At 67.7% G+C, this 12,588-nt stretch carries 13 protein-coding genes; 8 read left to right on the forward strand and 5 right to left on the reverse strand.

Annotation, left to right across the window (positions count from 1 at the left end; all coding sequences use genetic code 11):
* Position 1: 1 nt before the first annotated feature.
* Genes WCE59_RS11505 through WCE59_RS11515 form a run of 3 tightly spaced genes read right to left on the reverse strand, consistent with a single transcriptional unit; the run spans position 2 to position 3,904 of the window.
* Entirely contained in the window at positions 2 to 1,993 is a 1,992-nt protein-coding gene (locus tag WCE59_RS11505) for a transglutaminase TgpA family protein (protein ID WP_343258913.1), read from the reverse strand.
* On the reverse strand, positions 1,993 to 2,970 hold the full coding sequence (locus WCE59_RS11510; RefSeq protein ID WP_343258914.1) for a DUF58 domain-containing protein: 978 nt from the start codon (positions 2,968 to 2,970) through the stop codon (positions 1,993 to 1,995). The genes WCE59_RS11505 and WCE59_RS11510 overlap by 1 nt, the downstream gene beginning before the upstream one ends.
* On the reverse strand, positions 2,951 to 3,904 hold the full coding sequence (locus tag WCE59_RS11515; RefSeq protein ID WP_343258915.1) for an AAA family ATPase: 954 nt from the start codon (positions 3,902 to 3,904) through the stop codon (positions 2,951 to 2,953). Before WCE59_RS11515 ends, WCE59_RS11510 begins: the two co-directional genes overlap by 20 nt.
* A 68-nt stretch (positions 3,905 to 3,972) precedes the next feature.
* Here WCE59_RS11515 and WCE59_RS11520 point away from each other — a divergent pair, with 68 nt between their 5' ends.
* Complete coding sequence (locus tag WCE59_RS11520) at positions 3,973 to 5,856, forward strand: glycosyltransferase family 39 protein (protein ID WP_343258916.1); 1,884 nt, start codon at positions 3,973 to 3,975, stop codon at positions 5,854 to 5,856.
* Between the two features lie 42 nt (positions 5,857 to 5,898).
* Here the strand turns inward: WCE59_RS11520 and WCE59_RS11525 are convergent, their stop codons facing one another.
* Positions 5,899 to 6,477, reverse strand: a complete 579-nt coding sequence (locus tag WCE59_RS11525) for a Maf family protein (protein ID WP_343258928.1) — start codon at positions 6,475 to 6,477, stop codon at positions 5,899 to 5,901.
* A gap of 25 nt (positions 6,478 to 6,502) precedes the next feature.
* Positions 6,503 to 6,769, reverse strand: a complete 267-nt coding sequence (locus tag WCE59_RS11530) for a hypothetical protein (protein ID WP_343258917.1) — start codon at positions 6,767 to 6,769, stop codon at positions 6,503 to 6,505.
* 233 nt (positions 6,770 to 7,002) lie between these two features.
* Between WCE59_RS11530 and WCE59_RS11535 the strand changes: the two genes are divergently transcribed.
* From WCE59_RS11535 to fabF, 7 genes are all read left to right on the forward strand, one after another.
* Entirely contained in the window at positions 7,003 to 7,512 is a 510-nt protein-coding gene (locus WCE59_RS11535) for a YceD family protein (protein ID WP_343258918.1), read from the forward strand.
* Positions 7,513 to 7,545: 33 nt separating this feature from the next.
* Entirely contained in the window at positions 7,546 to 7,740 is a 195-nt protein-coding gene (gene rpmF, locus WCE59_RS11540) for a 50S ribosomal protein L32 (protein WP_343258919.1), read from the forward strand.
* A gap of 110 nt (positions 7,741 to 7,850) precedes the next feature.
* Positions 7,851 to 8,846 (forward strand): beta-ketoacyl-ACP synthase III, encoded by a 996-nt coding sequence (locus WCE59_RS11545; RefSeq protein WP_343258920.1) that lies wholly within the window; start codon positions 7,851 to 7,853, stop codon positions 8,844 to 8,846.
* Positions 8,847 to 8,941: 95 nt separating this feature from the next.
* Entirely contained in the window at positions 8,942 to 9,886 is a 945-nt protein-coding gene (gene fabD / locus WCE59_RS11550; protein ID WP_343258921.1) for an ACP S-malonyltransferase, read from the forward strand.
* 38 nt (positions 9,887 to 9,924) lie between these two features.
* Entirely contained in the window at positions 9,925 to 10,671 is a 747-nt protein-coding gene (gene fabG, locus WCE59_RS11555) for a 3-oxoacyl-ACP reductase FabG (RefSeq protein WP_343258922.1), read from the forward strand.
* Positions 10,672 to 10,792: 121 nt separating this feature from the next.
* Entirely contained in the window at positions 10,793 to 11,032 is a 240-nt protein-coding gene (gene acpP, locus WCE59_RS11560; protein WP_343258923.1) for an acyl carrier protein, read from the forward strand.
* Between the two features lie 176 nt (positions 11,033 to 11,208).
* Positions 11,209 to 12,447 carry a beta-ketoacyl-ACP synthase II gene (gene fabF / locus WCE59_RS11565; RefSeq protein WP_343258924.1) on the forward strand — a complete coding sequence of 413 codons (1,239 nt, stop codon included), beginning with the start codon at positions 11,209 to 11,211 and terminating at the stop codon, positions 12,445 to 12,447.
* Positions 12,448 to 12,588: the final 141 nt, after the last annotated feature.

The following is a 12,588-nucleotide window of genomic DNA, read 5'->3' on the forward strand; positions in this document are numbered from 1 at the left end:
GTCAGGCGCTGCGCCGCGGCCGATGCGCGAGCAGGTCGCGGACAAGAGCGCGGGCGGACGCCGGGTCAGCCTTGCGGTCAGCGTAACGCCATTGAATGAAACGCGCGCTGAGCAGTTGCAGCGTGTCGGCGGCGTGGGGCAATGCAGTCGAGACCCGGCGCGTCCACGCAGCGGCGGACTCGTGCGGCTCAGGCGCCATGCCCAGCCGGGCATAGCGCTGGCCGAGGCGGCGCCAGGCCCGCAGCACCGGATCGCGCTCGCGCTCACCGCGTGCCACCAGCCACAGCATCCACGCCAGGGCCAGGCCGGCCAGCGCTGAAAACAGGATCACCAGCTGCGATGCGCCAAGGTCCTGGATACCGACCGGAGCCAGCAGACGCCGCTGCCGGGAGGCGTCGAAGCCAAGGAAGGCGTTGTTCCAGCCGCGTCGCATCCAGTCGCCGAATTCCGAAGCCACGGCAATGTTGCCGAAGATGTCGAGCCCGACCTGCGGGCGATCTTCCAGAGTGTCGAAGATGCGCTCCGGTGCCACCGCCGCGGTCGGGTCCACCCGCACCCAGCCGCGTCCTTCCAGCCACACCTCGGCCCAGGCGTGGGCGTCCATGCGCCGTACCACCCAGTAGTCACCAAAGCGGTTGCGGTACCCACCCGCGTATCCGGTCACCACCCGCGCCGGGATGCCGGTCGCGCGCATCAGCACCACGAACGCCGAGCTGAAGTGTTCGCAGAAGCCGGCCTGCTCATCAAACAGGAACTCGTCCACCGAGTGGCGCCCGGGCAGCGGCGTGGCCAGGGTGTAGGCGAATTCGTCGGTGACCCATTGCAGGGAGCGCTTGACGATTTGCAGGTCGTCGGCGCCAGCCTCGGCACGCCACTGGCTCGCCAGTGCGAGCGTGCGCGGGTTGAATCCTTCGGGCAGGCGCAGCGCTGCCTGGCGCAGCATCGGCTGCAGTTGTGCTTCAAAAGTCTCCGCCGGCGCGGAACGCATGCGCCAGCGTTGCACCTGTCCCAAGGGACGCGGGGACACCATGCTGTAGTCGTGGGCCAGGTGCAGCCCATCGGGCGCGGCCAGCGGCAGTTCCAGCGCCACCACATGGCGCCGGTCGGTTGGCTCGGCCTCGATGTCGTAATCCCAGACGGGCTCGCCGCGGGTGACGTCGGCCGCCGGCAGGCCCCTTGTCCATGAAGAGTGCTTCCAGGTACGGCCGTCGAAATCCACCATGACCGGCCCGCGCCAATACATCTGGTAGGCCTCCGGAACCGCGCCGTGGAACTTCACCCGCAGCGCGGGCGCGTCATCGCCCATGAAGTCGATCCATTCGCCCGGTGACATGGTGTCCGACAGGCCGGGCCGCGCCACGGCCCGGTCAGGCACGCCCCACATCGGCGAGGCGATGCGGGGAAACAGCCAGAACGCTGCCAGCGCCAGCGGCAGGCCCACGGCAACCAGGCGGCCGGTGGTGCGCAGGCGCCACCAGGCGCGGTGGTTCCTTCGCGTTGCCCGTGGGCCGCTGTGCACCGGCCCGGCGTCGCCGGACTCCAGCTCCGACAGACGCAGCAGCGCCATCAGGGCCAGCACCGCGCCCACCAGCCCCAGCAGCAGCGACAGGGGCCCCTGGTCCAGCAGGAACGTGGCGAACGGGGCGAACAGCGCGAAGCCGAGCAGGCTGCGGGCATCGCGCAGGCTGCGCAGCTCCATCGGCTTGATCGCCAGCATGGCGGCCAGCAACGCACAGCCGGTATCGCGGCCCAGGTGGAAGTTGTAATTGACCAGCACCAGGCCGAACAGGGCCATCGCCAGCAGCGGTCGGGGCCAGGCCGGCAGGCGCCTGCGCCAGGACAGCAGCACTGCCAGCAGGCCGAGCCCGGTGATGCCGCTGGCCACGTTGCCGGGCAGCTGCAGGAGCAGGGGCAGCAGGCAGGTGCCGGCGGCAGCCAGCGACCAGCGCCGGCTGGATACGTCCAATAAGGGGGAAGGGCGGCGGCGGGCCATCAGGCGGCTTCCGCCCCGGGCAGGAGCGCGAGCGCACGCAGGCAGGCGTGGCGGTGGGCCGGCCCGCTGGCCGGTCCCATCGGCTGGTGGCCGGGCAGCAGCAGCTGGTAGCGACGCTGATCGCGTTCGGCTTCATCAATCCAGCGCGCCAGGCGCCGGATCCGTGCTTCTGCCGGCAGGGATTCGAGCGCACTCCAGTCCAGGACGATGTCGGCACCCTGGGGTTCTTCGTACTCACGCACCAGCAGCACGTCGCGCCGGGCGGAGGGCTTCCAGGCAATCGCCCGGCGGCTGTCACCGCTGCGCCAGGTGCGCAGATGGTGCAGGTCATCGCCAGCCGGATGCATGCGTGCCTGGGCGTTGTCGCCGGCCCCCAGCGGCAGCGGCGGACCATCGGGCTCGGACGCGGGATAGACCAGCAGGGGCTCCTGCGGCCAGACCCAGCTCCAGGCTCGGGCCAGTCCCAGCGGCCGGGTGGTGGAAATGCGGATGCGATCCAGTGACAGCCAGCCGCGGCGGACCGTGGGGATCTCCAGCGCCGCTTCCCCGCCACCCCTGTCCAGCGAGATGCGGGCCGTGGCCGCTTCGGTCTCCACCAGCAGTCCCCGCCGTGGCCTGCGCGGATCAGCGCGCAAATGCACGCGCAGCAGCAGGGGTTTGCCCGCTGCAACCGGTTCGGCACTCACCGCATGCACTGCCAGCCCACTCAGCTGCAGGTGGGCCGCGATCAGGCTGGCCAGGGCGGTGCCGGCCAGCATCAGGGCCAGCAGCAGGGCAGGGTTGTTGTTGTAGTTGAGCGCGCCCACGCCCATGGTCACCAGCAGGATCAGGAAAAACAGCCCGAACGCCGTAGGCAGCACATAGGTGCGACGGCGGTCGAACTGGACCGGCAGCGGTTCCGGGCGGCGCGGGCGGGCGAGCAGCTGCAGCCGGCGGACCGGTCCGCGCGCGCCCGGGTCAGTCCACCGGGACCGCATGCAGGATCGCCCGGGACAGGGCCACGCCGTCGGAAGCGTCGGTTTCGGGCACCAGTCGGTGACCTGCCACCGCGGCAAACAGCGCCTGGACGTCATCCGGCAGCACATGCTGCTGGCCGCGCATCAGTGCGTGCGCGCGCGCCGCGCGCAGCAGCGCGATGCCAGCACGCGGAGACAGGCCCACGCGCACGCCGTCGTGGTGGCGGCTGCGGTTGACCAGCGCCTGCACGTAGTCGACCAGGGCGTCGCTGGCATGCACTGCGGCGGCGGCCGCGCGCAGGCGGGTCAGGTCCTGCTGGTCGAGTACGGCAGTGGTGGTGGCGATCAGGTCGCGGCGATCGCGGCCGGCCAGCAGCTCGCGTTCGGCATCCTGGTCGGGATAGCCCAGGCTGATCCGCAGCAGGAACCGGTCGAGCTGGGAGTCGGGCAGGGGATACGTGCCGGCCAGGTCCAGCGGGTTCTGGGTGGCAATGACAAAGAAGGGATCCGGCAGCCGATGGGTGCGCCCGTCCATGCTGACCTGGCGTTCGGCCATCGCTTCCAGCAGCGCGCTCTGGGTGCGGGGCGGGGCGCGGTTGATCTCATCGGCCAGCAGCACGTGGGTGAACACCGGCCCCTGATGGAATTCGAACTTGCGCGTGCCGGTGTCATAGATCGATACGCCCACGATGTCCGAGGGCAGCAGATCCGAGGTGAACTGGACCCGCTGGAAGCCGAGCCCAAGGGTGGCCGCCAGCGCATGTGCCAAGGTGGTCTTGCCCAGGCCGGGCAGGTCTTCGATCAGCACGTGGCCATCCGAGAGCAGGGCGGTAAACGCCAGTCCCACCGCTTCCTGTTTACCCAGTACCAGGCTGTTGACCTGTCCCTGTGCCGCGTCGAGCGCGCTTAACAATCCGTCGGTTAGCATGTCCGCCGGCGCTGGGGTTACTGACATCTGCCTCTCCGGTTCTCGGGGCGCAATTTCGCGCTGGCGCCAATCCAGTGTAACGGGGTCGAATACGGATGCAGAACGCCTACAACATGCGTGATGACGGACTGCGGATCGCCGGAGCGAAACGCGCCTTCGTTGCGCTGTGGCTGGTTGTCCTGCTGCTCAAGCTGGGCGTTGCCACCCAGCTTCCACTGTTCGTGGACGAGGCATTCTACTGGCAGGAAGGTCAGCATCCCGGTTGGGCCTATTCCGACCTGCCCGGGCTGACCGCCTGGCTGATCAGGCTCGGGGTCGAAGTGGCGGGCAACAACCATTTCGGCGTGCGCCTGCCGTTCCTGCTGATGGGCGCGGCGCTGCCGTGGATGATGGTCGGAATCGTGCGCCGCGAGCTGGGCGAGGGCAGTGCGCCGTGGCTGGCCGGCAGCGCGACGGTGCTGCTGCCACTGGCCGGCACGCTGGGCATCATGGCCCTGCCCGATGTGCCCATGGCGCTGGCCACCATGCTGTGTCTTGATGCCGGTGCGCGCCTGCTGCGGCGGGTGGATAACGGCGCGGTGCTGCTGCTGGCGCTGGGACTGGCGATCGGTGCGCTCAGCCATTACCGATTCATTGCGGTGATCGGCGTGGGGGTGATTGCCCTGGCGCTGCTGCCGGGCGGACGCCGGGCCCTGCGCGATCCGCGGGTGTGGATCGCGGTCGCCTTCGGCGCAGCCGCGTGGGTGCCGCTGCTGGCCTGGAATATCGAGAACGCCGAGGCGGGGCTGCGGTTCCAGCTGGTCGAGCGTCATCCCTGGGCGCTGCATGCCAGCGGCTTCAGTTTCATTCCGCTGCAGGCGGCCTTCGTGACGCCGCTGCTGCTGGCCGGACTGCTGTTGGCCGGATGGCGCGGCGCGTTGCGCGGTGAGCGCGAGGTGGTGCGGCTGTTCGGCCTGCTCGGTGGCCTGGTGGTCCTGGGCTTTTTCGCGCTGGGCTTTTTTGCCGACACCGAGCGGGTCAGCTTCCACTGGCCGCTGCCGGGCTACCTGGCGTTGATCCCGCTGCTGCCGGCACTGCTGGCAGCTTGGCCGCGCTGGCTGCGACGCGCCACCTGGGCACTGGCGGGGGCCGGGCTGGTGGCGGTGTTTGCGTACTACGCGGCGGTGTCGATTCCCTCCGTGCGCGCCCACAGCGCGGCATGGAAGTGGTACCCCTCCAACTTTGCCGGCTGGAACGTGCTGGCCGACGCGGTGGAGGAAGAACTGGCACAGATGCCGGAAGGCACGCGTCTGGTGGCCGATAACTTCAAGATCGGGGCCGAACTGGGCTTCCGCCTGGACAACCCGCGGATCAAGGTCCTGGATCATCCGCTCAACCGGTTCCATGGGCGCGCGCCGCAGCTGCAGCTGTGGGGGCTGGAAACGCCGGGCAGGGCGCAGTGGGGCGATGACCCGGTGCTGCTGGTGGTCGGCGCCAGCGATGTGCCCTACCGCAACCTGCTGCGCCGCTATCACGCGCTGTGCGAGCGCGTCGGGCCGCTGCCCGCGCCCCGGCAGGTGCTCAACGTGGACCATGGCAGCCAGCGCTTCCTGCTGTTTGCCCTTGATGCCGATGCCGGAGACAGTGCGGACTGCACCGCGCCGGCAATGGCCTGGATCGATACGCCCGTGAGCGGCGCTCGCAGTGGCTGGCCATTGGAGGTCACCGGCTGGGCGTTCAAGGATGGCGTGGGTCTGTCGCGGGTCGAGGTGCTGCTGAACGGGGTGACGGTGGCCGAGGCCGAGTACGGGCTGGATTCCCCGGGCGTGGCGAACTACTGGGAAATTTCCACCGATCCCCTGCATCCGCGGGTCGGGTTCCGGGCGACGGTGGAGCCGCAGCCGCTGATGCAGTCCGGACGTCACTGGCTGGGTCTGCGCCTGCATGGGCAGGACGGCAGCGTGGAAGAGTGGGCCGAGCAGCCGGTCATTATTGAATGACCGGGAGTTCAATGACCGGGAATTGCATGGCCAGGTTCCGCCTCAGGGCAGTACGAATCCGGCCTGGCGCAGCAAACGGGCGGTGGCGATCAGTGGCAGGCCAACCAGCGCCGTCGGGTCGGTGCTGTGGATCGATTCAAACAGGCTGATGCCCAGAGCTTCGGCCTTGAAGCTACCGGCACAGTTGAAGGGCTGTTCTGCGTCCACGTAGCGCTCGATCTCCCCGGCCGACAGCGCCCGGAAGCGAACCGTGGTGGTGTCCAGCGCGGCGTGGACCGCCCGGCCATGCTGGGCCAGCGCCACCGCAGTGTGGAAATGCACCTCACGCCGGGACATCGCGTCCAGTTGCGCAATGGCGCCCTGCCGATGGCCTGGCTTGCCCAGCGGGCTGCCGTCCAGTTCCGCCACCTGGTCGGAACCGATCACCCATGCCGCAGGTTCATCCGCCGCGACCACCTGCGCCTTCAGCTGCGCCAGACGGCCGGCCAGCGCAGCGGGTGACTCGCCGGGCAGTGGGGTTTCATCGGCCTGCGGCCTGGCCGTGTCGAACGGCAGCCGTAGCCGCTGCAGCAATTCGCGTCGATACGGTGAGGTTGAAGCCAGGATCAGTCGCATGTGCAGCAGTTCCGTGGTCAGTGCAGCGGGGTCAGTGCAGCGGCGCCCGGGCGCGCTCGATCTGCGCCAGCTGCTGCTCGATGCGCTGGCGGGCGCGATCGATCGATTCGCGGACCGCTTCAAGCTGTTGCAGCGATGCGCTGGTCCCGTGCTCCTGCAGCCACAGACGCTGGCGCAGCATTTCCTGCAGGGCCTCCTGCACTGGGTTGTGGTGGTCACCGGCAACCGCCTGGATCTCGGCGCGGGCGACGCGCAGCCGCGCTTCCAATGCGTCGGCGGCATCAAGCACGCCGGACATGGCGCGATTGCGACGACCGAGCGTGCGGCGCCTTGAAAAGCCCCAGGCACAGGCGAGAATGAGCGCGGCGGTGAAAAGCGCGGAAAGGATAGGGGTCACGGTGTGGGAGGCGGCGGGTCAGCAGCCAGTTTGCCGGTCGCCGCCGGAGCGGGCAAATTTCCCAGCCTGATCAGGGTAATCGGGGCAGGGCTGGTTTGACACCGGGCCGCGGCAGCCCTACCATTTCGCCTCTTATGTCCGCGGAACTGTCCAGAAAGGTCGATTGGCGGCGCGCAGTCGCTGCAGGTCGGGAGTTGAACGGACAGTTGCCGCTGGCCGGGATGGCACGTCTTTGCGATTTGCTGTCCGATGCCGAAGGCCAGGTGCAATGGTCGGCTGGTTTCGGGCGCGATGAGCTGGACCTGCCGTTCGTGGAAGTCCGTGTGGATGCGCAGCTGCCGCTGGAATGCCGGCGGACGCTGCAGCGGTTCGAGCATCCGGTACAGATCGTGCAGCGCTACGGAATGATCCGTGACGAAGCCGATGAAGCCGCACTGCCGGAAGGCTATGAGGCGCTGCTGCCGGATGGGGACGGATACGTGGATCCTGTCGCGCTGGTGGAGGATGAATTGATCCTCGCCGTGCCACTGATCCCGGTCATCCCCGGCTCTGAATCGGTGGAGCGTGACTGGCCCGTGCATGCGGACGAAGAAATGCGCGCCAACCCGTTTTCGGCGTTGGCGGAACTTAAAAAGAAACTTTGAGAAACAACTGAACCTGTTGCTGGAGCAATTCCCATGGCTGTGCAGAAATCCCGTGTCTCCCCCTCCCGCCGTGGCCAGCGCCGCGCGCACGACAAGCTGACTGCCAAGCAGCTGTCGACCGATCCGACCACCGGCGAGCTCCACATCCGCCACCACATCACCGCTGACGGTTACTACCGTGGCAAGCAGGTGATCGTGCCGCGCGCGGGCGCTGTCGAAGAAGACTGATCGCAAGCGCCGCCGTCCCATGACGGCGGCCCTGCGGGCAACGCGAGCCGCTGCGCCCGTGTAGCATGCCCCGGATAAGCCGGGCATCCGGCGTAGGACGGGTTGTGCAGATGAATCAAACGGGTACGCCCCAGCGCGTGTTTTCGCGCATTGCGGGCACTGGCAGCTACCTGCCGGAGAATGTGGTCACCAACGACGACCTGGCCAAGGTCGTGGACACCAGCGATGAATGGATCGCAGCCCGCACGGGCATCCGCCAGCGTCATGTGGCGGCCGAAGGCGAGACCACTTCGGACCTGGCCTACCACGCGTCGATGCGCGCGCTGGAGGCGGCCGGCGTGAAGCCGGAAGAGCTCGATCTGATCGTGCTCGGTACCACCACCCCTGATCTTATTTTTCCCTCCAGTGCCTGCCTGCTGCAGCATCGGTTGGGTGCCAACGGCTGCGGTGCGTTTGACGTCAACGCCGCCTGTTCCGGCTTCCTGTTTGCGCTGTCGGTCGCCGACAAGTTCATCCGCACCGGCGATGTAAAGACCGCACTGGTGGTGGGTTCGGAAACGCTGACCCGCATGGTGGACTGGGAAGACCGCACCACCTGTGTGCTGTTTGGCGACGGCGCCGGCGCCGTAGTGCTCAAGGCGGATACCGAAACCGGCATCCTCAGCACCCATCTGCACGCCGACGGCGGCAAGAAGGAGCTGCTGTGGAATCCGGTGGGCGTGTCGGTCGGCTTCAAGGAAAACGAGAAGAACGCCGGCGTGCGCATCAGCATGGCCGGCAGCGAAGTGTTCAAGCACGCGGTCCGCGCCCTTGATTCGGTGGTCGATGAGACGCTGACGGCCAACAACCTGGACAAGAGCGATCTTGACTGGCTGATTCCGCACCAGGCCAACCTGCGCATCATCGAAGCGACCGCCAAGCGGCTGGATATGTCGATGGAGCGGGTCATCGTGACCGTGGACCGGCATGGCAATACTTCGTCGGGTTCGGTGCCGCTGGCGCTGGATGAAGCGGTGCGCTCGGGCAAGGTCAAGCGTGGCCAGCTGGTGCTGCTGGAAGCCTTCGGCGGCGGCTTCACCTGGGGCTCGGCGCTGCTGCGCTACTGAGCTACTCGGTTACTGGTTACATACGCCGTCGTACAGACGTCCTGGCGACCGGGCCGGTATCATTGGCGGTTGGCTTTCGACTGCAGGTGTTTGTGTTGACTGATTCCCGGCTTGCTTTTGTGTTTCCCGGTCAGGGCTCCCAGGCCCTGGGCATGTTGGCCGACCTGGCCTCCAGCCACGCTGAGATCATCGAAGCGTTCGCCGAAGCGTCGGAAGGCGCAGGCGTCGACCTGTGGGCGATCTCGCAGAACGGGCCTGAAGAGCAGCTCAACGCCACCGAATTCACCCAGCCGGCATTGTTGGCGGCCGGGGTGGGCGTGTACCGCGCATGGCGTGCCCGTGGTGGCACGCAGCCGGCGCTGATGGCCGGACACAGCCTGGGCGAATACGCCGCGCTGGTCGCCGCCGGGGTGCTGCCGCTGGGCGACGCTGCCAGGCTGGTGCGCCTGCGCGGCCAGCTGATGCAGGCGGCTGCGCCTGCGGGTACCGGCGCCATGGCTGCCGTGATCGGCGCCGAGGACGCGGTAGTTGCCCAGGCCTGCGAGCAGGCTTCCGGCGACGGCGTGGTGGTGCCGGCCAACTTCAACTCGCCGGGTCAGGTGGTCATTGGCGGGCACGCCGCGGCTGTGGACCGTGCGCTGGAGCTGCTCGCCGCGCAGGGCGTGCGCAAGACGGTCAAGCTGGCGGTCAGCGTGCCCTCGCATACGCCGCTGATGCGCGAGGCGGCCAATCGCCTGGCCACGGCCATGGGCGAGCTGCAGTGGAATGATCCGGTCGTGCCGGTGGTGCAAAACGTCGACGCCGAGGTGCACGAAGGTGCGCACGCCATCCGCGATGCGCTGGTGCGCCAGCTGTACCTTCCTGTCCAGTGGACCGGCTGCGTGCAGGCCCTGGCATCACGCGGTGCCGGCGTGATCGCGGAGTGCGGCCCGGGCAAGGTCCTTTCCGGCCTGGGCCGGCGCATCGACCGCTCGCTCCAGGCGCTGCCGCTGGGTACGCCGGAAGACTTCGACGCCGCGCTGGCAGAATGGAAAAACTGACGCGGCATGCATCAACGCTTCCCCAAGGAATCCAAACCATGAACCAACCCCTGAAGGGCGAGATCGCCCTGGTGACCGGCGCCAGCCGCGGTATTGGCGCATCGATCGCCGACCTGCTGGCCGAGCAGGGCGCGACCGTGATCGGCACGGCCACCAGCCAGGCCGGCGCGGATGCACTCGCAGCGCGCCTGACCGCGATCGGAGCGGGCCACGGCCGGGTGCTGGACGTGGCTGATGGCGATGCCATCGACGCGCTCATTGCCGAAGTCGGCAAGGAATTCGGCGCCATCTCCATCCTCGTCAACAACGCAGGCATCACCCGTGACAACCTGCTGATGCGGATGAAGGACGAGGACTGGCAGGCGATTCTGGATACCAACCTGACCAGCGTTTACCGCGCTTCCAAGGCGGTGATGCGCGGCATGATGAAGGCGCGCAAGGGCCGGATCATCAACATCGCCTCGGTGATCGGGGTGATGGGCAACGCGGGCCAGGCCAACTACGCGGCGGCCAAGGCCGGCGTGATCGCTTTCAGCAAGTCGCTGGCCCGGGAAATCGGCTCGCGCGGCGTGACCGTCAACGTGGTGGCCCCCGGCTTCATCGCCACCGACATGACCCGCGACCTGCCTGAAGATGCAAAGCAGGAAATGTCCAAGCAGATTGCGCTGGGCCGCCTTGGCGATCCGGCGGACGTTGCAGCGGCGGTGGCGTTCCTTGCCGGACCGTCGGCTGCCTACATCACTGGCGAGACCCTGCACGTCAATGGCGGCATGTACATGCCGTAACCCCCATTCCGGGGCGCAAGCCCCTGAACAGGAAAGGGCGGCGGCGGGTTTCGCCGAACGCCCGGCTTTCCCTTAAACTACCCGGCCGCAAGAATTTTCGGCCCCACGGAGCAAAGTACCCATGAGCAGCATCGAAGAACGCGTCAAGAAGATTGTGGTGGAGCAGCTGGGCGTGAAGGAAGACGAGGTCAGCCCCAGTGCTTCCTTCGTCGATGACCTTGGCGCCGACTCGCTGGACACCGTGGAACTGGTGATGGCCCTCGAGGAAGAGTTCGAGTGCGAGATCCCTGACGAAGAAGCCGAGAAGATCACCTCGGTGCAGCAGGCCATCGACTACGTCAAGACCAACGTCAAGGCGTAATCGCGAACGGTCGGGATGCGCAGGCCAGTGGCCGCGCATCTGGCCGTGCATCGCCCCGGGCTGGTCCAGGGGCGGGCACTGATGGACACGGGGCCGCATTTGCGGCCTCGTGCATTTCCGGGCCGGCGCGATCAGCGCCCCCGTCAGTTATCCGGCATCTATCCAAGGAGCACTTCATGTCCAAACGACGCGTGGTCATCACCGGCCTGGGCATCCTGTCGCCGCTGGGCGCGGACCTGGCATCCAGCTGGGATGGCATCGTGGCGGGACGTTCGGGCATCGGACCGATCACGCACTTCGACGCCTCCGCGTTCCCCACCCGGATCGCCGGCGAGGTTCCGGACTTCGACGCCACGAAGTGGATCGCGCCCAAGGACGTGAAGAAGATGGATCCGTTCGTGCACTACGGCGTTGGCGCTTCGATGATGGCCATTGCCGACGCCGGGCTGGTGATCGATGAAGCCCACGCCGAGCGCATCGGCGTGGCGCTGGGTGCCGGGATCGGTGGACTCAAGGGCATCGAGGAAACCACCATCAAGTACCACGAGGGCGGCCCGCGCAAGATCTCGCCGTTCTACGTGCCCAGCACCATCATCAACATGGTTGCCGGGCAGGTGTCGATCATGACCGGCGCCAAGGGCCCCAACATTGCCGCGGTCACCGCGTGCACCACGGCCACCCACAACATCGGCCTGGCGATGCGCATGATCCAGTACGGCGATGCCGACGTGATGATCGCCGGCGGCGCCGAGTACGCCACCACCCCAACCTCGTTGGGTGGCTTCTGCTCGATGCGTGCCCTGTCGACCAATAACGAAAACCCACAGCAGGCTTCCCGTCCCTGGGACAAGGGTCGCGACGGCTTTGTCATGGGCGACGGCGCCGGCGTGCTGATCCTGGAAGAATACGAGCGCGCCAAGGCGCGTGGTGCGCGCATCTACGGCGAGCTGGCCGGCTTCGGTATGAGCGGCGACGCTTTCCATATGACCGCGCCGAGCGAGAGCGGCGAGGGTGCAGCCCGCTGCATGGCGCACGCCCTTGCCGACGCGCGCCTGGACGGGGGCCGCGTGGATTACATCAACGCCCATGGCACTTCGACACCGGCCGGTGACCTGGCGGAAACCATGGCGATCAAGGCCACCCTGGGCGCACACGCCCGCAAGGTGGCGGTCAGCTCCACCAAGTCCATGACCGGGCATCTGCTCGGTGCTGCGGGCGGGGTGGAAGCGGTGTTCTCCGCCATGGCGATCCACACCGGCATCCTGCCGCCCACGATCAACCTGGACGATCCTTCCGAAGGCTGCGACCTGGACTACGTGCCCCATACCGCACGCGAGGCGAAGGTCGATGTGGTGATGTCCAACTCGTTTGGGTTTGGCGGCACCAATGGCACCCTGGTGATTACCCGGGTCTGATCCACCGGGGCGCATGGCGCCCCCGATCCCAGGACCGGCTTCATGCTGATCTCCCGTCCGCTGCCGGCCGATCCTGGCCTGCTGGCGCTGCATCGTGCAGCGCCAGAGCGTTGGCCTGTGTTGCTTTAACCCATTTTCCCC

It is taken from the genome of Luteimonas qiangzhengi (assembly GCF_039548515.1).
Classification (GTDB): Bacteria; Pseudomonadota; Gammaproteobacteria; order Xanthomonadales; family Xanthomonadaceae; genus Luteimonas.